An 18,308-nucleotide genomic window follows, 5' to 3' on the forward strand; every position below is an offset into this window, starting at 1 on the left:
CCCCGGGCATGGCGGAGCCGGGCGGCGGTGCGTGAGCGGATCTCTTTCCGGCTCGGGCGGCCGGAAGTCTCAGGTGTGCCGGGTCAGCCCTTGATGGCTCCGGCGGACAGGCCGTTGAGGATGCTGCGCTGGAAGACCATGAAGATGATCACCATGGGTATGCTCGCGATCGCGAGGCCCGCGAACATCTCGTTGTTGGTGACCCGGCCGGTGCTGGCCAACCGGCTCAGCGCGACGCTGATGGTCTGCCCCTCGGCCTCCTGCAGCACCAGCAGCGGCCACAGGAAGTCCTTCCACGACCCGATGATCGCGAAGATGGAGACCACCGCCAGCACCGGGCGCGACAGCGGCAGGATGATGTGCCAGAGCAGCCGCAGCCGCCCCGCGCCGTCGATGCCCGCGGAGTCCAGCAGGTCGTTGGGGATCTGGTCGAAGAAGCGCTTGAGCACGTAGATGTTGAACGCGTTCGCCGCGCCCGGCAGCCACAGCGCCCACGGCGTGTTGAGCAGGTTGAACCCGAAGACCGGCACCTCGGCCACGGTCAGGTAGGCCGGCACCAGCAGCGCCGCGGCCGGCAGCATCAGGCTGGCCAGCATGCCGCCCAGCACCACGTTGCCCAGCACCGGCCGCAACTTCGACAGGGCGTACGCCGCGGCGACGTCCACGATCAGCTGGAACAGCCAGCCGCCGAGCGCGTAGCCCGCGGTGTTGAGCAGGTAGCGGCCGATCTCCAGCCGGTTCCACGCGTCGAGGTAGGTCTCGGGGTGCCACTCGGTCGGCCACAGCGTCGGCGACGGCTGCGCCAGCTCGATCGGCGTCTTCATCGCGCCGGTGAGCATCCAGTACAGCGGGAAGATGAAGATCAGCACGAAGAGCACCGCCATCGTGCCCAGCACCAGGCGGTACACGAGACGGCCGCGGCCGCGGCGCAGGTCGGCGTCGGAGATCAGGGATCGCGTCAGGGAACTCATCGGGGATCCTCTCAGTCGGCCTTGCGGGTGAGCCGCAGGTAGAGGGCCGAGAACGCGCCGAGCACGATGAACAGCAGCACGCTCATCGCGGCGGCCATGCCGAAGTCGTTGTTGATGGTGAACGCGTACCGGTAGATCAGCACCATCACCGTGATCGTCTCGGGGTTGGTGGTGCCGGTGAGCTGGTACGGCTCGATGAAGACCTGCATCGTGGCGACGATCTGCAGCAGCAGCAGGACCAGCATGATGAAGCGCATCTGCGGGATGGTCACGTGCCGGACGCGCTGCCACACGGTCGCGCCGTCGAGCTCGGCGGCCTCGTACAGCTCGCCCGGGATGCCGGCCAGGCCGGCCAGGTACATGATGGTCGCGCCGCCCATGTTGGCCCAGGTCGAGACCAGCACCAGCGAGATCATCGCCATCTTCGGCGACTGGGTCCAGTCCGAGCCGGGCAGGCCGACGCCGGTCAGGATCGCGTTGAACAGGCCGTTGCCGGGGTCGTAGAAGTACTGCCAGAGCAGCACGCTGACGATCGGCGGCAGCATCACCGGCAGGTACACCGCGAACCGGAAGAAGCCCTTGGCGTGCCGGAACTCGTTGATGACCAGCGCCAGCACGAACGGCACCGCGAACCCGAACAGCAGCGCCAGGCCGGTGAACTCCAGCGTGTTCAGCCAGGCGGTGGCGAACAGCGGGTCGTCGAGCACGGCCGTGTAGTTGTCCATGCCGACCCAGATCGGGTCGGTGACGAAGTTGTCCTGCTGGAAGCTGAGGATGATGCCCTTGACCAGCGGATACCAGGAGAACAGGGCGAAGCAGAGCAGGCCGGCCGCGAGGAACGCGTAGGCCTGGAGGTTGTCGCCGATCCTGCGGCGCAGCCGCGCCGCGCGGGCCGAACCCGGCCCCTCGGGCGCACCGGCGCGCCCCGTCCCCCGTGTCACCGCTGCCGAGCTCTGCGGCGCGATCACCGTCATCGTCGTGCTTCCTTCCCTGCTGTGCTGAACCTGGGAGGCAGGTCCCGGGCCGGCGCCGGTGGCTCGTTCACCACCGGCGCCCCCGCGGCCCGGGACCCTACCGCGTCACTTGACGGTCGACAGGATCTGGTTGACCTGCTTCTCGGCGTCGGCCAGCAGCTTGCTGATGTCGGCGTTCTGGTCGGTCAGCACCTTCTGCATCGCCGTGTCCAGCACCGCGTAGATCTGCTGGGCCAGCGGCGGCTCCAGCTTCAGCGGGATGGTGGTGGCGGTGGCCAGGAACGGGCCGAAGTTCTGCGACGGGATGTTGGCGTGCTTCTTGGTCGCCTCCTCCCACTTGGCCAGCGAGGCGCCGGTCCAGATGTTCGGCTGCGGCAGGCCCACCGGCTGGCCCTTGGCGGCCGCCTTCTCGTTGTCGGCCGCGATGCGGTCCGGGTCGAGCGCGCCGCCCTTGAAGGACAGCCAGGTCAGACCGGCCTTGATCTTCTCCGGGCTGAGGCCCGCCTTGAACATGTAGCCGTCGCCGCCGCCCAGGGTGCCCTGGCCGCCCGGGATGCCGCCGAGGCCGAAGTCCTCGTACTTGGCCTTGTACTGGTTCACGATGACGGGGAAGTTGTCAGCGGAGCCGATGTACATGCCGAGCTTGCCCGAGGCCATCATCTGCAGCAGGTCGGCCCACTCCAGCAGCTGGCGCTGGCCCATCGTGTTGTCCGTCCAGCGCATGTCCTTCAGCTGCTGCAGGACCTGCTTGCCCTTGTCGTTGTTGAAGGCGGCCTTCCAGGTGTCGCCCTCTTTGACCGCCACGTCGCCGCCGATGGAGTACATCTCCGCGGTGAAGTGCCAGCCACCGGTGTTGTTCTTGCTGTAGTCGCCGTAGCCGACGGTGCCGTTGCCCAGCGCCGTGATCTTCTTGGCGGCCTCGCGGACCTCTTCCCAGGTCTTCGGCGGGCTGGCCGGGTCGAGGCCGGCCTTGGTGAACAGCGTCCGGTTGTACACCAGGCCGAGCGAGTAGTTGGCCACCGGAACGCCGTAGATCTTGCCGTCGCCGCCGGTGAACACCTTCATCAGGTCCGGCTTTACGTCCTTGATCGACGGGAAGTCGGCCAGCTGCGCCGAGATGTCCTGCACCTGGCGCTTGGCGATCAGGGCCGCCGGGTCGGTCAGGTAGACGTAGAAGACGTCCTCCAGCTGCCCGCCGGCCAGCTTGGTGGCGAACGTCTGGGGGTCCATGAACCCCTCTTTGGCGTCGATCTTGATGTTCGGGTACTTCGCCTCGAACGCCTTGACGTCGGCCTCGAAGTTGGCGCGGTTGACCGCGTCCGTCGCCGGGGGCATGCCGTTGACGGTGATGGTCACCGGACCGCTGGGGGTCTCCGGCTCCTCGGCGGCACAAGCCGCGCCGAGCATCGTCGTGCCGGCCACCAGCGCGAGCGCCAGCGACTTGCCGAGCAAACGTCGGTTCATCGGTTCTCCGATCCCTTCTGTATGCACACTCCGGCAGCGACGGGGCGCTCCGGTTTGTTAATCGCGCATTGCAGCCGCGTCGCTCGGGGGTTACCGCGCCGTGGCGTGAGCAGAAGGATAGGCGCGCTCGCGCGCAGAAGTCCAGAGGATGACGCAAAAACGTGATCGCCACTCTGCCATCGGCTTGCACTGCACCGCAAGTTCGTGACTCATCAATACGCCCCTCACCGAAGGGCCCGACCTGCGCAATCCCGTCATCGCCGGGCGGGCTGCCCGAGCCGCAAGTCTTAAAAAGTCGCGCCCTCACGGGGCTCGTGAGGGCGCGACTCTATAAGACTTGCGGCAGGTGGGAGCAGGTCAGGCGGGCACCGGGCAGGGGCCGGTGGTGCTGCGGACGATCAGCTCGGGGTCGAAGAGCACCTCTTCGGAAGCCGCGGGGCGGCCCTCCAGCTGCGACAGCAGGGAGAGCACCGCGGCGCCGGCCATGGCCCGGACCGGCTGGCGCACCGTGGTCAGGGGCGGATCGGTCACGCCCATGAAGGTCGAGTCGTCGAAGCCGACCACGGAGATGTCGTCCGGGACTTCCAGGCCCTGCTTGCGCACGGCCCGCACCGCGCCCAGCGCCAGCGCGTCACTGGCGCAGACCAGCCCGGTGCACCCGGCCGCGAGCAGCCGGTTCGCCGCACCCCGGCCGCCCTCGACGGTGAACACCGTGTGGTCCACCCACCGCCGCCACCGGGTCTCGCCCCGCTCCTCCCAGAACTTCGCGAACCCGGCCAGCTTGCGCGCCGACGGCACGTGCCCGACCGGCCCCAGGATCAGCCCGATCCTCTCGTGGCCGAGCCCCGCCAAGTGCGCCAGCGCCTGCTCGGCCGCACCCGTGTCGTCGACGCAGATCCGGGCCACGCCGAGGTTCTCGTCGGCCGCGTTGATCAGCACTATCGGCAGCCTGCGCTCGGTGAGCTGCTTGATCGCGGCCGGCCCCGCGTCGGCGTAACTGCTGCCGACGAACACGATCCCGCCGACCTGCTGCGCCAGCAGCATCTCGATGTAGTGCGCCTCGGACACCCCGTCGGACGTACGCGTGCACAGCACCGGCACCAGCCCGCGCTGGATCAGCGACACCCCGATCACCTCGGCGAACGCCGGAAAGATCGGATTGCTGAGATCCGGCACCACCAGCCCGATCAGCCGCGCCCGCTCACTGCGCACCGGCTCCGGCCGAGCGAACCCGAACACGTCCAGCGCCGTCAGCACCGCATCCCGGGTCACCTGGGAAACCCCCGGCTTCCCCCGCAGCACCCGGCTAACGGTCGCCTCAGACACCCCCGCGAACTTCGCCACCGCCGAAAGCCTGCTCGTAGTCACCCCCAACACCTTACAGCACCCAGTGCAAAAACCAACCCACCCCACGCAACCCGTTGCACACCCTTTTGCCGTGTTGATCATGAACTTATGGCAAGGGTCAGCGGCGCGTCGTGTCCACAACCTCCTGTTGACCAACGCGACAGCTCGCCACCCCCCGCCGCCCACCCGGCGCGCAATCGATCATGAAGTTAGGCCGGCGACACGCCGTCGAGCCGTGCCATAAGTTCATGATCAACGCGGATGGGAGGGGGTCAGGCGGGTGGGCCGAGGGAGAGGGCGAGGCGGAGGGTGGTGTCTCGGAGGGGGAGGAAGCGGCGGGCGTGAGCCATGCGGTTGACCAGGAGGGAAGCGGTGGCCAGGCGCTGGGTGGGGCGGCGGCGCTCGCGGTCGTACGCCCGCAGCCCGGCCGCCACGTCGTCGCCGGACAGGCACCGGGCCAGCGCGACCCCGTCGATGATCGCCTGACACGCGCCCTGCCCCAGGTCGGGTGTCATGGCGTGGGCGGCGTCGCCGAGCAGCGCCACGTTGCCCGCCGTGTACGACGGCAGCGCCGGGGCCAGGTGGTGCAGGTCGTGCCGGATGACGTGCGAGGTGGCGTACCGGTCGAGCACGGCCGGGATGGGATCGTGCCAGTGGCCGAAGACGCGGCGCAGCTCGTCGGGGTCGTCGAGCGCGGGCCGGTAGCCCTCGGGGGCGGTCAGCACGGCGTACCAGTTGGTGCGGCCCGGACCCTGCGGCGTGATTCCGAAGCGGGCGCCGACGCCCCAGGTCTCGCCGCCGAGTTCGATGTCCAGGTCGGCGGTGCCGCGCCATACGGTCGCGCCCGCGTAGCGCAGGCCGTGCCGCTCGCCGAACAGCGCGGTGCGGATCCGGCTGCCGATGCCGTCGGCCGCCACCACCACGTCGTTGTCGCGGCGCAGCTCGGCGATGTCGCCGACGGGGTGGCCGAAGTGGACCACCCCGTCCGGCAGGGCCTGGCTGAGCACGCCGAGCAGGGCTGGCCGCGGCACCAGGTGGACCGGCTCGCCGTGTCGTTCGCGCACCTTGTCCATGTCGAGGGTGACGATGCGCGACCCGTCGGGCCGGCGGATCGCCCCGTTGCGCTGGGGCAGCCCGGCCGCCCGCACGGCAGCGCCGATGCCGATCTCGTCGAGCGCGCGCAGCGCCGAGGGCCAGATGCCCAGGCCGGTGCCGCTGGTCGGCAGGGTGTCGCTGCGCTCGTACGCCTTGACCTGCCAGCCGGCGGCCCGCAGGCCGATGGCGGTCACCAGACCGCCGATGCCGCCACCTACGACGGCTGCTGTTCTCGTCATGGCCCGAACGTACTACAGCTGTAGTGCCCCTCACTACAGCTGTAGTATGAATCTCATGTCCGACCGCCGGGAGCAGATCCTCGACGCAGCCATCGCCGTACTCGGCACGAAAGGGCTGCGCGCGCTCACCCATCGCGCGGTCGACGCCCAGGCCGGGCTGCCGGAAGGCTCGACGTCGAACAGCTTCCGCACCCGGGAAGCCCTGGTCGGCGGCATCCTCGACCGGCTCGTCGAGATCGAGACAGCGGTGTGGTCACGCCTCGCCGGACAGCGTCCGCCCCGCTCGCTGGAACAGTTCGCCCAGCTCATAGGCCACATGGTCGGCGAGGTGACCGGCCCGGCCAAGGCGCTGACCCTGGCCCGGCACGCGATCTTCCACGAGGCGGCGTTCCATCCAGGGCTGCAGGAGAAGATCCGCGCGGCGCGGAATCGGCTGGCGGCGTGGGGCGAGCCCTGGCTCGCCCAGTTCGGCTCCACCGACCCCGCCGCCGACTACCTGACGGTGCTCGCCCTGGTCGACGGCCTGGTCGCGATCCAGCTCGCCTGCCCCGAACCCGACTTCGACCCGACCCCGTCCATCCTCACCACACTGCGCGGCATGACCACCACCTGACCGCCGGTCGAACGGCCGCTCGCGCCGCCGACAGCGCGCAACGGCCGGTCGTCAGTCGCGGCCGAGCCAGGTCGTCACGCACACCTCGTTGCCCTCGGGATCGGCGAGCACCCGGAACGCGGGAGCCTCCTGGTCGTACACCACCCGCCCGCCGGCGGCGACAGCCGCCGCGACACGCCGGTCGGCCTCGTCGTGCGGCACCGAGATGTCGAGGTGGATGCGGTTGCGCTGGGTGCGCGGGGAGTCCATCTGCTGGAACCACACCGCCGGACCCTGGCCGTACGGGTCGACGACGGCCGCTCCCGGATCGTCGCCCACCTCGTCGTAACCGAGGACGGCCAGCCAGAACGGGCGCACCGCGGCGATGTCGAGGGCGTCCACCGCGATCTCCAGCAACTGCACGACGCGCTTCGGCCCGCCGACCGCGTCGGTGGCGTACCCGGCCTCGGTCAACGCGGCCGACACCCGTACCGCCAACGCGGTCTCCCCACCGGTCACCCGCATCGCGCCGGGCACCTGCACCGTCAGCAGGACTCGGTCACCCCGCAGGTCGAGCAGCAGACGGTTCTCGGCACCGGGCCCGGCGGCCGCGACGGCGAGCGCGGCCACCTCCGCCGCCTGCGCCAGCGACGACACCGCCACGGCTGTACACAGTGAACCGAGCACGAACCGCCAGCCGTGACCGGTGACCGCCTCGGACGCCTGCTGCCGGGTGAGGACCGTTTCGCTCATGACCCGATGCTGCCAGGGCACGGGGCGCGGGTACAGCGTTCATGGGGTCGGCTCGGGTAGCCTTGCCCGCCATGAGCGCTGGGCACGGGCAACACGACGATCCACTCGACCGGCTCGCGGCCGAGGAGGACTGGAGCAAGCGCGCCAAGGCGATCGAGAACCAGGTCATCCGTCAGCGGCGCATGCCCTCGCTGCGGCCGGCGCGCACGCCCCGACCCTGGCGCGCGCATGAACCACGGGGCGGGATCTCGCTCATCTTCGTCGCGCTCGTCGTCGTCATGCTGGTCAGCGCCGGCGCGATGTGGACCGGCGTCGGGCACCCGTCCCTGGTCGTGTTCTTCTTCGGGCTGTCGGGCTGGCTGGTCACGCTCTGCCTGCACGAGTTCTCCCACGCGCTGACCGCCCACCGGGGTGGCGACCACACCGTCGCCGAGAAGGGCTACCTGCGGCTCGACCCGCGCAAGTACGGCCACCCGGTGCTCACCCTGCTGCTGCCGATGCTGTACCTGCTCATCGGTGGGCTTCCGCTGCCCGGCGGTGCCGTGATGATCGAAAACCACCGGCTGCGCAACCGCTTCCGCGACGCCCTGGTATCGGCGGCTGGTCCCGCCGTGAACATCGTCGCCTCGGTCGGGCTGCTCACGGTGCTCGCGTTCGCGGGCCCGACGTTCCTCGACTGGGCGGACACCCACCTGGTGTTCTGGTCGGGGCTGGCCTTCCTCGCGTACCTGCAGGTCGCGACGGCGATCCTCAACCTGCTGCCGGTGCCGGGCCTGGACGGGTACGGGATGATCGAGCCCTACCTGTCCTCCAGTGCGCGCCACGCGGGGAGCAAGATCAAGCCCTTCGGCATCCTGATCGTCTTCGCTCTGCTGTACATCCCGCTGGCGCGAGACCTGTTCGGCGAGGCGACCATCTTCTTCTTCGACGTCTCCGGTGTGCCGGGCAGCCTGGCCGGCTACGGCGGCCAGCTCTTCCAGTTCTGGAGGAGCTGGTGACGCGAGCAGCACGACTTCGACCAACCACCAGCGACGGCTACCGAGAACAGCATCGGTCCCGGCGGTCGTCAGTGACCGCCGGCTGCCGCTGTTCCTGGTCCCGATCGCGCTCTCCGGCGATCAGAGGTCGAACTCGCCTTCCTTCGCGGACCTCACAAATGCCGACCATTCGTCGCGCGTGAACACGACGACGGGTTCTTCCGTTCGAGCGCGGCGAATGCGCACCTCGAGGTCGTCGAAGCCAACCTCAACGCAGGCCCCGTCGTTGCAATAGGAACCCACCCGCCAGCTGACGTGCTGATTGTCCGATGTCATGGATTGACCCTTCATCGGTTGCCGGCAGCCCAGCGTACTAGGCGGAGAGGGTCTTCACGACGTTCGCTAAACAATTGGCACATGGAAAAGGACCCGTTCCGATCGAGGAACGGGTCCGTTGGGGACCGCGTCAGTCGGCGACGAAGTCCCCCGCCCTCACCCCCGCGATGAAGGCGGCGAATTCTTGACGGGTGAATCGAAGCACCGGACCCCGTGGATCCTTCGAGTCACGCAGACCGATCTCCGTCCCCAGCTGTGCGACCTCCACGCAGGCGCCGGTGTCACAGCGGCTGCTCTTGCGCCAACTGGCAGGAGATTCGAAATTTGACACGCGAATACACAGATCCCTTCTGGTGTTGGTGAGGTGGTTCTTCGGCGGCGGAGCCGCCTAACTATCGAACTCCGCCCGCAAGGCCGCGATACGGGCCTCAAGCAGACGGCTGGAACGTTCGGCGCCGTAGGATCGGCGTTCAATCGCCTCGAAGATCCGGCGATGGTCTGAAACCAGCACCGGATCGTGAAGGACTTCGTCTGTCGCCCAACTCTCGCGATACAGAACGGAGTCGTTCTCGCTGCCGAGTTCCAGCACGCTGAATGATCCGAGAGTGACGGCCAGCCCGGCCAGGGCGAAGGGCACGATTCTCAAAATGATCTTGCCATCGGTGACGTGCCGCATCAAATGCTGAAACTGCTCGATCGCGACCTCGGTACCGGCGGTTCGGTACAGAACCGATTCATCGATCGCCAATACGAAGGTCGGACGGTCCACGCGATCGAAGATGTGTTCACGCCGACGCAGCCGAACCTCGAGCCGTGCCACTCGCTGATCGTCCGTGATCATGCCGAGCTCGCCGTTCCAGAAACCCAGAACCGCATCAGCGTGCCGTGGCGTCTGAAGGACACCCGGAACCATGGCCGGGGCGAAGACGCGAATCGTCGTGGCCTGGCTCTCGAACTGGATCAGTTGCATAAGTGCCGGTGTCAGATGTGAGCGGTAACGCGGGGTGTCCCACCAGCCCGCAACCCGACGACGTGCTGCCCTCGCGTCTTGCACGAGTTCGGCGATGGCGGCCGGGTCGGCAACCCCCAGCGTGTCCAGCAACGCACGCAGATCCGTGCCGGAGACGGTGACCTCGCCGCTCTCTATCCGCTGCACCTTGGACAGCGACCAGTCGAGTGCAGTGGCGACTTCGCCTTGCGTCAGCCCGGCCTCTTCCCGCAATGCACGGATCGCGAGGCGGAGCCGTCGTCGGGCCACCGCAGGCAGATCGCTGGCCATCACATGCCGATCACGGGTAACCGCAGGCAGGTCACCTGAGACCATGGCGGTCCTCCCGATCGTCTCCCGTTCCGCGATCTAGCTGTACGGCAGATGGGGATGCCGCTGTGTGATGCAACGCACAGACGTTACACCGCGGCATCCCGGTTGGACACCACCCATGGAAAGCGATGTCAATTCGTGTCCGCGTGATACTCCATCGCTCGCACCAGACCCCGTCTGACCTGCTCGAACATCCGCTCGTCGGTGGTCGCGAACAGCAGCTGGTACACCCCGCGATAGAGCCCGTACAACTCGAACGAGTGAGCCCTGGTGCGCCAGCACCCGCGGGCCCCCACCAAGATCGCCGCGGCGACGGTCGCCGCGACCGACATCGCCCCAGTCCCGAGCGCCGGCCAGACGGTCGCCACGGCGACCCCGGCGGTGCCCGTCGCGTACAGCCGCGTGGCGGCTCCGCCACCGCCGTCCCGCCCGGACGGAACGCAGACGATGTGCACGCCACGCAGGCCGCTGAGCGCGAACCTGCGGGGCTCAGGCTCGAACACCTCGAAGTACCGGTGATCGATGTGGGCGCATGGCCCCCGGTAGTAGACGGGCATCCTCCCTCTCCCTTGAACAGCCCTTGCAGGGAGAGAGTTGCATTCGTAAAGTTGACATGAGTCAGTCCTCCTTCCCTGCGCGGGACGAGGCCAAGAACGGCGCTCGGTGCCAGCCGGGCGCTGTTCCTGTTCCAGGAAGCAGTTCTGCTTCCTTACTGCTCAGTATGAGATGGACGCACGTTGATCGCCATACCGCACTCTGCGGTACCGCAGATTTGAACGAACATTAAAGTGAATCACGTCCCATCACGACCGCCCCACCGCCGATGGCCTGACACACAACGGATTCGGCCATCGGCGATGAGTTCGGCGGCGGTCACATCTGCAGGCCCTCCTCGATGGTCTTGAGCTTGTGCCGTGCCATGGCGAGGTTGGCCCTAGACCGCGCGAGCACCAGGTACAGGAACAGCCCCTGCGTGTTGCGGCTGGTCAGCGGCCTGATGACGTGATACTGCACGCCGAGGGTGATCAGGATGTCCTCGATGGTGTCCTTGAGCTTGAGCATCTCCAGGGTGCGCAGCTTGGCCCGGACCACGTCGGTGTTGCCGGCCGCGGCGATGGTCAGGTCCATCTCCTTGGAGCTGCCGAGCGCGCCGAGCGCCATGCCGCTGGTGTAGTCCACGAGCGCGACGCCCACCGCGCCCTCGATCTGCATCGCTTCCTGCAGCGAGCTTTCCATGTCAGCCATGGTGGATCCTCATTTTCGTTCGATGAAGGATGGTCGGTTGTTCAGCGGGTCTCGACGTGCTGTACGAGTTCCCCGATGCGTGCGGCCACGGGTCGTGCCTCGTGGTGCAGGCGGGCGACGTTGAGTTCGCGCCCGGCGATGACGGTGAGCAGCGCCGACGCGCCGGCGGCGAAGATCGCGACATAACCGTTGCTGGCGGTGGTCACCGTCTCGCGGAACTCCCCCGAGCGCACCGTGGCGATGATCTGCTGCCCCAGGCCGAGCTGCGCGGCCGACATCGCCGCGAACACCTCCGGCTCGACACATTCGGCGTCGTGCGCGATGAGCAGCCCGTCGACGCTCGCCACGAGTACGCCGACCACGTGCGGCAGCCGCAGGCGCAGCTCGCGTATCTCGGCGAACACCAGACTGTCTGGGGCCAAAGGGACGACTCCTCTCCTCCTACCGCGTAGGACCGATCTCAGAAGGTCTCGCATCACAGCGCCCCCAGCCCCGCGATGAGTCGGGTGAGGATCTGCTCGGACACGCGGGTGTCCGGCATGCCGGCGAGTTCGGGGCGCGGGGCGGGCTCGTGGCGCAGGGCTCGCCGCGGCAGCGGGACGTGTGGAGCCTGAGCGGCAGGCGGGTCGGGGTCGCGCTCGGGTTCAGGTTCGGGTTCGGGCCTCGCGTGTCGTGCCGACTGCACGATGGGCAGCGCGGTCGTGGCCACGTCGGCGGCGGCTTTCGCGCGCACCGTGGCGACGGACTCGGCCGCCGCGGAGCCGCCGGGACGTCCGGGCTCCACGAGGCCGGTGCGCGCCATCCGGCGCACTTCGAGCATGACCGTGAACGTGTCGCGGCCGAGCAGCCGGGCCAGGTCGATCGGGCTGCGGCGGCGGTCGGCGTTGGCCACCACCTCCCACTGCAGCGCGGTGAGCGCCACGCACTGGGAGCGCAGCCGGCGCTGGGGCAGCACGGCGGCGGTGTCGATGGCGGCGTCCGGCCAGGCGTCGGCGAGCAGCCGCTTGCGCCGGTCGACCTCCTGGCAGACCGAGCGCAGGTCGAGGGTGCGCAGGTGGCCGACGGGGTGCCGGACCCGGTGTTCGAAGTGCGCCGACACCACGAGGTCGAACAGGAAGAATGCCGCGTCGTGCAGGGCGATCACGCCGAGGGCTTCCAGCTCGGTCTGGGTGACCAGGCCTGCGTCGACGAGTTCGGGCCCGATGCGGTGCTGGGCGCGGCCCGCGGTGACGGCGGCCCGCCAGGCGTCGGCGGGCAGCCTGCCGGAGGCGGTGAGCAGCCGTTCCACTCCGGACGCGACGGGGGTCTCGGCGTAGGCGATCCGGCCGTCGACGACGTACACGACACCGCCGGGCGGGTCGAGGACACGCAGCGCGCCGGTCACCCCCGCCGCGCACCACGGTTCCAGGGACTCCCGCAGCAGCGGCGGGCGTGAGCTCTTCGACATGCGCCGGGTCAGTTCGCGCTGAACTGGGACGCGATCGCGCTGAGCTGCCGCTGCGCCATGACCAGGTTGCCGACCGCCCGGTCGAGCCAGACGTAGAGCACCAGGCGCGCTTCGACCTCCGTCGAGAGCAGCCGCATGACGTGGTATCCGTTGCCCGCTGTGATCACGATGTCCTCGACGTGGGCGGGCTGGCCGACCGTCGCGAACGCGGCGGTCTGCATGGTCGCGTGGATCATGCCGACAGCGTCGGCGGGGGTGTCGTCGCGACTGCCCGGCCCGCGCCCGGCCGCGCCGATGACCGAGCCGCTGGGGAAATCGATGAGACTGGCGCCGTGGACGCCCTGGAGGGCCATCAGACGGTGAAGACATTCGTCGATGTCAAGCACACCCGCTCCCCAGAGATTCATGACGCCACCCACGATTCACGTCGCCACCGAACACACGAAAACACCACGGCGGTAACGATTAGCTCGGTGAAGACTACAACAGGTGACCGCGATAAAGGATGGTTCAGGTGAGAAACTATTCGTTCGCAACTTCCGCCCGAAAGGCCATTGAAGTCGTATATAGACAGTCCGACAGCAGGAATGCCGGGAGCCTCACCAACTCCCGACCGCTCGGCAGGTTACGCACGTTCCACCTCGACGAATCGCACAAGCTGTCCGTCACCACGGGGTTGCGTCGCGCAACGGACTGTCCTATGGCGACCAGCGTCGTACTCCACACAAACGACGGGCGGGCCGTGTCCGGTGACACGACCCGCCCGGCTGGTGCGGCACTGCTCGCGATCAGTGAGACCGCTTGGACTTGCGGCCCAGCCACCAGACGACGGTGACCACCGCCGCGCCGATGAGCCAGGGTCGCGGGTTGCGGCGGACGCTGTGCATCACGTCGCGGCCCATCTCCTCCCACTCCTGCGAGCTGGACGGCATCCGGTCGGCCAGGTCGTGCACGACCTCGCCGGCCCTGTCCTTGGCCAGCACCGCCGTCGCAGCGACCTGGTCCTTGACCTCACCGGCCTGTGCGGCGACGGTGCGGCCCGACTCGGCCAGCGTGTGCCCGACCTCACCGGCCTGCGCGGCGACCGCGCGGCCCGACTCGGCCAGGGTGTGCTTGAGCTGCTCCGCCGAAGCGGCGACTCCGTTGCTGTTCTTAGCCATTGAGCTGCCCTCCTCTGTCGCGCCGAGCACGCCTGAAGGGAACGGCGGCCCGTTGCGAACCGGATACCCGCTCAGCGGGCCGCTAACCTCCGTCCGGAGGGGACATGACGGCACGCGGCGCGTTCCGGCCGGGCCCGGACGGCCGCCGGCGGAACGTCTGTCCAGGTCAGCTGGGGCGTACGCCGCTGACGGCCCAGGCCCGTGCGGGCAGTGTGATGGATCCGTCGGCGGCGACGGGCAGCGCGTCGTGGAGCCGGTCGCGCAACGCGTCCCGGTCGGCGATGGACAGCGTGGCGACGTGCCCGGGTGCGGGGCCCTGCCCGCCGAGGAACGGCGTCCACAGGTCGGCGAAGTCGGTGAACACGGCGACCGCCTCGACCGGGCGCACCGTCACGGCGGACAGGCCCGCACGGGTCCACAGGTCCGCCAGGGGCTCGGGTCGGCACAGCGGGAAGCGGCGGCCCTCGTCGAGCGGTGCGGCGGCCGGGTCGCCCGCGGCGGCCGCATCCCAGAAATGCCGCAGCAGCGCCATACCCTCGGCGTAGTCCCAGACGTAGGCGGCGACCGTGCCACCCGGCGCCGCGGCGCGCACGCACTCGGCCACGGCCTGCTCGGGCTCGGGCACGAAGTTGAGCATCAGGCCGCTGACCACGGCGTCGAAGGAGCCGTCGGGCACCGGCAGCGACCGGGCGCCGCCGCTGTAGAACGTCACTCGCGGATCGGTGACGCGGGTGCGCGCGTGGGCCAGGAAACCTTCCGCGGGATCGACTCCGGTCACCCGGGACGGCTCGGCCCGCGCGAGCACCGCGGCGGTCAGCGCGCCGGTGCCGCAGCCCACGTCCAGCCAGCTGCGCCCGGACGGCACCGCCAGCAGGCGCACGAACGCGTCCGCGATCCGCGCGCTCCACCGGCCCATGTAGACCTCGTACGCAACGCCTGCCGTCCAGAGATCCGCCACGCGAACGAGGATACGACCGCCGTCCGACTCAGCTGACTTCGCGGACCAGTGTGAAGGCCCCGTTCTTGATCTGCAGCAGGACGAAGGTGGGGTTCGGCTGGGTGCCGTTCGCGCTGAACTGCGCCGGTCCGGAGAGCAGTTCTATGTCGCCGGGTTTGGTGTCGGCGATCGCCTTGCGTACGGCCTCGCGGTCGGTCGTGCCCGCGCGCTGGATCGCGTTGGCCGCCAGGCGTACCGCGTCGTAGCCCTGCATGGTGAACGGCCCCGGCTCGTGGCCGTACGAGGCCCGGTACTTCGCCGCCCAGGCGTCGGCCTTGGGTTCGAACTGCGCCAGTGGCAGGGTGATGCCGTAGACGCCCTCGGCCTGCTTGTCGTCGAGCACGTCGAACAGGGTCGGGTCGGTGCCCGCGTCGGACAGCATGATCGTGTCGCGGTAGCCGCCGTCGCGCAGGTCGCGGATCATCCGGCCGGCCTCGGGGTAGTACCCGGTGAAGAACACGAGGTCGGCGTCGACCTCTTTGACCTTCTCCAGCACCCGGGGGTAGCTGGTCGCGCCCTGGCTGACCTTCATCTGCCCGGCCAGGGTCAGCGGTCCGCCGTCCTTCTCGACGCTGGCGACGGCCGCGGCGGCCATGGTCTGCGGGAAGCTGGTGCCGTCGTCGATCACCAGGAGCCGGCGGCGGCCGAGCTTCTCCATCGCGTCGACGGCCCGGTCCGCCTCGATCGTGGTGGTTCCGGCGAGCAGGAAGACGCTGTCGTAGCCGGGAGCGAGCAGGTCGGTCGAGTTCGCCGCCGGGATGATCATCGGAATGCCGGCGGTCCGGAAGACCTTCAGCGTGGGCACCGCGGCCACGCTGCACCCGCCGCCGACGGAGACGGTGATGTCCCGCCCGGTCATCTCGTTCGCCTTCACCACGGCGGTGCCGGGGTCGCAGGCGTCGTCGCCCACCGCCAACTCGATCTTGCGGCCGAGCACCCCGCCCGCGTCGTTGACGTCCTTGACCGCTATCTGGAACGCCTCCAGCAGGCGCTGCCCGGTGGGCGCGTTGTCGCCGGTCAGCGGGACGAGTGCGCCGAGTCGGATGACTTCGGGCGTCTTGTCCGCTTCCTCGGGCTGGCTGCAGGCGGCCACACCACCCAGCAGCAGGGTGGCCAGCAGCACCACCGCCGTACGTAGCCGGCGCGGCATTCGCGGTCCGTGGAGGATGTCCATATCGTGAATTATTATCAGAGTTCGCGGGATAAGCCGGAATTGCCGCGTGGAAGATCGCGTTGACTACCGGACAAGACCCGAATGGAGCGGTCGCCAGGTCGCTCGGAGGAGGACCCCCGAAAAATGCACTGGCCGTCTTGGAGGCGGGCCGTCGAACGGCTCGGCAGGCGAGGCAGGGCCGCCCGCCGGGCTGATCCGGTGCTGCGGCCCCGTCGCAGCCTCGGTATGACCGCCGCGCTCGCCGCGGTGCTCTGCGGGCTGGGCGCGTTCACGCTGTGGGGCACGCTCCAGGCCACCCGGGCCACCGAGGTGCAGAGCCAGGCGCTCGTGCTCGACGCCATCTTCAGCGAGGCCAGCGCCGCCGTGGCGGTGCAGGAGATGCAGGCCCGGCACTACCAGCTCGAACCGTCGGTGGCCAGCCGCGCCCGCTACCTGGAGTCGGCCGCGCAGGCCGACGCCACGCTGCGCCGGGCGGTGGAGCTGAGCACGGGGCCGGCGCTGGAGGACGCGCTGCGGCTGCAGGCCGAGCAGTCGGCATACCGGCAGGCCGCGGATGAGTTGATCATCATGGTGACCGACCGCAACCCCGAGGCCGTCCAGCAGGACCGCCTGGAGGTCACTCCGGCGTACTACACACTCCAGCACGACATCACCGAAGTCGCCCGAGACCACCACACACAGGCCCAGAAGCTCGTCGCCGACCTGCGCAAGGTGCAGACCCGGATGTTCGCCGCGACGGTCGTCGGGTTCGCCGTCGGCCTGGGCCTGGTCGCCGCGATCTGGCGGGTCATGCTCGGCTACCAGCGCCGTGTGCTCCAGCACGCCGAGGTCAGCCAGTACCAGGCCCTGCACGACCCGCTCACCGGGCTGGCCAACCGCCTGCTGTTCCAGCGCAGGCTGGAGGACGCCCTGGACCCGGCCCGCCCCGACGCCGAACAGCTCGCCGTGATGCTGATCGACATGAACGGGTTCAAAGCCGTCAACGACACCCTCGGCCACCAGGCCGGCGACGACGTGCTGGTGGAGACCGGCCACCGGCTGCGCAAGGTGGTCCGCGACGGGGACACCGTCGCCCGGCTCGGCGGCGACGAGTTCGCCGTGCTGCTGCCCAGCGTCACGTCCGCCGAGGGGGCCGTCGAGATCGCCGAGCGGGCCACCGGCGCGCTGCGCCGCAACTACCTGCTGCCCGCGGGCTCCGCGGCCGTCAGCGGCAGCGTGGGCATGGTGCTGGGCCGCCCCGGCACCTGCGCCGAGGACATGCTGCGCCACGCCGACGCCGCCATGTACCGGGCCAAGACCAGCGGCAAGGGCGTCGCCCTGTACGACCCGGAGGTCGACACCGACCAGCCCGGCCGCATGGCCCTGTTCGGCGACCTGCGCGCGCTGCTCACCGACGGCGACCCCGACGGCCAGCTGGTGCTGTACTACCAGCCCCAGGTGCGCCTCGCCGACGCCACCGTCAGCGCCACCGAGGCGCTGGTGCGCTGGCGGCACCCGCAGCTCGGGCTGCTGTCGCCGGGCGCGTTCCTCGGCGTCGCGGAGACCGGCGGTCTGGAGATCCCGCTCACCTACCACCTGCTCCGCATCGCGGTGAAGCAGGCCGCGCACTGGTGCGCGCAGGGCCGGCCGATGACCGTCTCCGTCAACGTGTCGCCGAACTGCCTGCTCGACGACGCCTTCGTCGGCGAGGTGCGGTCGGCCCTGGCCGAGCACGGGCTGCCCGCCACGCTGCTGCGTCTGGAGATCACCGAGAGCGGGATGACCACCGACCCCGGACGGGCCCAGGACGCACTGCGCCGAGTACGCCGGGACGGGGTGCAGGTCTCGATCGACGACTTCGGCACCGGCTTCAGCTCATTGAGCCAGCTCAAGCTGCTCGCCGCGGACGAGTTGAAGATCGACCGGACCTTCATCCACGATCTGGCCACCGACCCCGGCGACGCCATCCTGGTGCGCAGCGCCATCGAGCTGGCGCACAACCTCGGCCTGTTCGTGACGGCCGAGGGTGTGGAGGATCTCACCGCGCTGGCGATCCTCGACGACCTGGGCTGCGACCAGGTGCAGGGTTTCGCGCTGGCCTACCCGGTGCCGGCCGACGAGCTGATGGCGGAGATCCGCAAGGCGCAGGACACCGCCCGGACCACGCTCAAACCGCCCACCCGCCGTGGTGCCACCACGGTGCAGACGCAGACCGCGGCGGCCTTCAATCCGTGACC

At 69.4% G+C, this 18,308-nt stretch carries 20 protein-coding genes; 3 read left to right on the forward strand and 17 right to left on the reverse strand.

Annotation, left to right across the window (positions count from 1 at the left end; genetic code table 11):
• Positions 1-83 precede the first annotated feature (83 nt).
• From ACFQO7_RS06605 to ACFQO7_RS06625, 5 genes are all read right to left on the reverse strand, one after another.
• Positions 84-971, reverse strand: coding sequence for a carbohydrate ABC transporter permease (locus ACFQO7_RS06605; RefSeq protein ID WP_376805582.1), 888 nt, complete (start codon positions 969-971; stop codon positions 84-86).
• Between the two features lie 11 nt (positions 972-982).
• Entirely contained in the window at positions 983-1,945 is a 963-nt protein-coding gene (locus ACFQO7_RS06610; protein WP_376805583.1) for a carbohydrate ABC transporter permease, read from the reverse strand.
• Positions 1,946-2,050: 105 nt separating this feature from the next.
• Positions 2,051-3,409 carry an ABC transporter substrate-binding protein gene (locus tag ACFQO7_RS06615; protein ID WP_376805584.1) on the reverse strand — a complete coding sequence of 453 codons (1,359 nt, stop codon included), beginning with the start codon at positions 3,407-3,409 and terminating at the stop codon, positions 2,051-2,053.
• Positions 3,410-3,766: 357 nt separating this feature from the next.
• On the reverse strand, positions 3,767-4,822 hold the full coding sequence (locus ACFQO7_RS06620; RefSeq protein WP_465252380.1) for a LacI family DNA-binding transcriptional regulator: 1,056 nt from the start codon (positions 4,820-4,822) through the stop codon (positions 3,767-3,769).
• Between the two features lie 206 nt (positions 4,823-5,028).
• The gene (locus tag ACFQO7_RS06625; RefSeq protein ID WP_376805586.1) at positions 5,029-6,090 is read right to left on the reverse strand and encodes an FAD-dependent monooxygenase; all 1,062 of its coding nucleotides are present in this window, start codon (positions 6,088-6,090) and stop codon (positions 5,029-5,031) included.
• Positions 6,091-6,145: 55 nt separating this feature from the next.
• On the opposite strand from ACFQO7_RS06625, the gene ACFQO7_RS06630 reads away from it, so the two are divergent.
• A complete protein-coding gene (locus tag ACFQO7_RS06630; protein WP_376805587.1) occupies positions 6,146-6,703 on the forward strand; it encodes a TetR/AcrR family transcriptional regulator in 558 nt (185 codons plus the stop codon).
• A gap of 51 nt (positions 6,704-6,754) precedes the next feature.
• Here ACFQO7_RS06630 and ACFQO7_RS06635 read toward each other — a convergent pair whose 3' ends face one another.
• Positions 6,755-7,435, reverse strand: coding sequence for a VOC family protein (locus tag ACFQO7_RS06635; RefSeq protein ID WP_376805588.1), 681 nt, complete (start codon positions 7,433-7,435; stop codon positions 6,755-6,757).
• A 71-nt stretch (positions 7,436-7,506) separates the two neighbouring features.
• On the opposite strand from ACFQO7_RS06635, the gene ACFQO7_RS06640 reads away from it, so the two are divergent.
• On the forward strand, positions 7,507-8,433 hold the full coding sequence (locus tag ACFQO7_RS06640; protein WP_376805589.1) for a site-2 protease family protein: 927 nt from the start codon (positions 7,507-7,509) through the stop codon (positions 8,431-8,433).
• Between the two features lie 120 nt (positions 8,434-8,553).
• Here ACFQO7_RS06640 and ACFQO7_RS06645 read toward each other — a convergent pair whose 3' ends face one another.
• From ACFQO7_RS06645 to ACFQO7_RS06695, 11 genes are all read right to left on the reverse strand, one after another.
• A complete protein-coding gene (locus ACFQO7_RS06645) occupies positions 8,554-8,748 on the reverse strand; it encodes a DUF397 domain-containing protein (RefSeq protein ID WP_376805590.1) in 195 nt (64 codons plus the stop codon).
• Between the two features lie 130 nt (positions 8,749-8,878).
• A complete protein-coding gene (locus ACFQO7_RS06650) occupies positions 8,879-9,079 on the reverse strand; it encodes a DUF397 domain-containing protein (RefSeq protein WP_376805591.1) in 201 nt (66 codons plus the stop codon).
• Between the two features lie 57 nt (positions 9,080-9,136).
• A complete protein-coding gene (locus ACFQO7_RS06655; protein WP_376805592.1) occupies positions 9,137-10,072 on the reverse strand; it encodes a helix-turn-helix domain-containing protein in 936 nt (311 codons plus the stop codon).
• Positions 10,073-10,200: 128 nt separating this feature from the next.
• Positions 10,201-10,626 (reverse strand): DUF6232 family protein, encoded by a 426-nt coding sequence (locus ACFQO7_RS06660; protein WP_376805593.1) that lies wholly within the window; start codon positions 10,624-10,626, stop codon positions 10,201-10,203.
• A 316-nt stretch (positions 10,627-10,942) separates the two neighbouring features.
• Entirely contained in the window at positions 10,943-11,314 is a 372-nt protein-coding gene (locus ACFQO7_RS06665; protein ID WP_203698751.1) for a hypothetical protein, read from the reverse strand.
• Between the two features lie 41 nt (positions 11,315-11,355).
• Entirely contained in the window at positions 11,356-11,736 is a 381-nt protein-coding gene (locus ACFQO7_RS06670; protein WP_376805594.1) for a roadblock/LC7 domain-containing protein, read from the reverse strand.
• Positions 11,737-11,789: 53 nt separating this feature from the next.
• Positions 11,790-12,761, reverse strand: a complete 972-nt coding sequence (locus ACFQO7_RS06675) for a hypothetical protein (protein ID WP_376805595.1) — start codon at positions 12,759-12,761, stop codon at positions 11,790-11,792.
• An 8-nt stretch (positions 12,762-12,769) separates the two neighbouring features.
• A complete protein-coding gene (locus ACFQO7_RS06680; protein WP_360538299.1) occupies positions 12,770-13,147 on the reverse strand; it encodes a hypothetical protein in 378 nt (125 codons plus the stop codon).
• 402 nt (positions 13,148-13,549) lie between these two features.
• The gene (locus ACFQO7_RS06685; protein WP_376805596.1) at positions 13,550-13,921 is read right to left on the reverse strand and encodes a hypothetical protein; all 372 of its coding nucleotides are present in this window, start codon (positions 13,919-13,921) and stop codon (positions 13,550-13,552) included.
• Between the two features lie 166 nt (positions 13,922-14,087).
• Positions 14,088-14,879, reverse strand: a complete 792-nt coding sequence (locus tag ACFQO7_RS06690) for a class I SAM-dependent methyltransferase (protein ID WP_376805597.1) — start codon at positions 14,877-14,879, stop codon at positions 14,088-14,090.
• A gap of 28 nt (positions 14,880-14,907) precedes the next feature.
• Positions 14,908-16,092, reverse strand: a complete 1,185-nt coding sequence (locus ACFQO7_RS06695; protein WP_376805598.1) for a branched-chain amino acid ABC transporter substrate-binding protein — start codon at positions 16,090-16,092, stop codon at positions 14,908-14,910.
• A gap of 225 nt (positions 16,093-16,317) precedes the next feature.
• Between ACFQO7_RS06695 and ACFQO7_RS06700 the strand changes: the two genes are divergently transcribed.
• A complete protein-coding gene (locus tag ACFQO7_RS06700) occupies positions 16,318-18,306 on the forward strand; it encodes a putative bifunctional diguanylate cyclase/phosphodiesterase (protein ID WP_376805599.1) in 1,989 nt (662 codons plus the stop codon).
• Positions 18,307-18,308: the final 2 nt, after the last annotated feature.

Origin of the sequence: Catellatospora aurea (genome assembly GCF_042663325.1) — a bacterium.
GTDB classification, from domain to species: domain Bacteria; phylum Actinomycetota; class Actinomycetes; order Mycobacteriales; family Micromonosporaceae; genus Catellatospora; species Catellatospora aurea.

Coding starts and splice junctions, on each gene's coding strand:
- ACFQO7_RS06655 (WP_376805592.1), bottom strand. CDS start 10,072: ATGGTCTCAGGTGACCTGCCTGCGGTTACCCGTGATCGGCATGTGATG.
- ACFQO7_RS06685 (WP_376805596.1), bottom strand. CDS start 13,921: ATGGCTAAGAACAGCAACGGAGTCGCCGCTTCGGCGGAGCAGCTCAAG.
- ACFQO7_RS06660 (WP_376805593.1), bottom strand. CDS start 10,626: ATGCCCGTCTACTACCGGGGGCCATGCGCCCACATCGATCACCGGTAC.
- ACFQO7_RS06695 (WP_376805598.1), bottom strand. CDS start 16,092: ATGGACATCCTCCACGGACCGCGAATGCCGCGCCGGCTACGTACGGCG.
- ACFQO7_RS06625 (WP_376805586.1), bottom strand. CDS start 6,090: ATGACGAGAACAGCAGCCGTCGTAGGTGGCGGCATCGGCGGTCTGGTG.
- ACFQO7_RS06630 (WP_376805587.1), top strand. CDS start 6,146: ATGTCCGACCGCCGGGAGCAGATCCTCGACGCAGCCATCGCCGTACTC.
- ACFQO7_RS06645 (WP_376805590.1), bottom strand. CDS start 8,748: ATGACATCGGACAATCAGCACGTCAGCTGGCGGGTGGGTTCCTATTGC.
- ACFQO7_RS06635 (WP_376805588.1), bottom strand. CDS start 7,435: ATGAGCGAAACGGTCCTCACCCGGCAGCAGGCGTCCGAGGCGGTCACC.
- ACFQO7_RS06675 (WP_376805595.1), bottom strand. CDS start 12,761: ATGTCGAAGAGCTCACGCCCGCCGCTGCTGCGGGAGTCCCTGGAACCG.
- ACFQO7_RS06605 (WP_376805582.1), bottom strand. CDS start 971: ATGAGTTCCCTGACGCGATCCCTGATCTCCGACGCCGACCTGCGCCGC.
- ACFQO7_RS06640 (WP_376805589.1), top strand. CDS start 7,507: ATGAGCGCTGGGCACGGGCAACACGACGATCCACTCGACCGGCTCGCG.
- ACFQO7_RS06665 (WP_203698751.1), bottom strand. CDS start 11,314: ATGGCTGACATGGAAAGCTCGCTGCAGGAAGCGATGCAGATCGAGGGC.
- ACFQO7_RS06610 (WP_376805583.1), bottom strand. CDS start 1,945: ATGACGGTGATCGCGCCGCAGAGCTCGGCAGCGGTGACACGGGGGACG.
- ACFQO7_RS06615 (WP_376805584.1), bottom strand. CDS start 3,409: ATGAACCGACGTTTGCTCGGCAAGTCGCTGGCGCTCGCGCTGGTGGCC.
- ACFQO7_RS06700 (WP_376805599.1), top strand. CDS start 16,318: ATGACCGCCGCGCTCGCCGCGGTGCTCTGCGGGCTGGGCGCGTTCACG.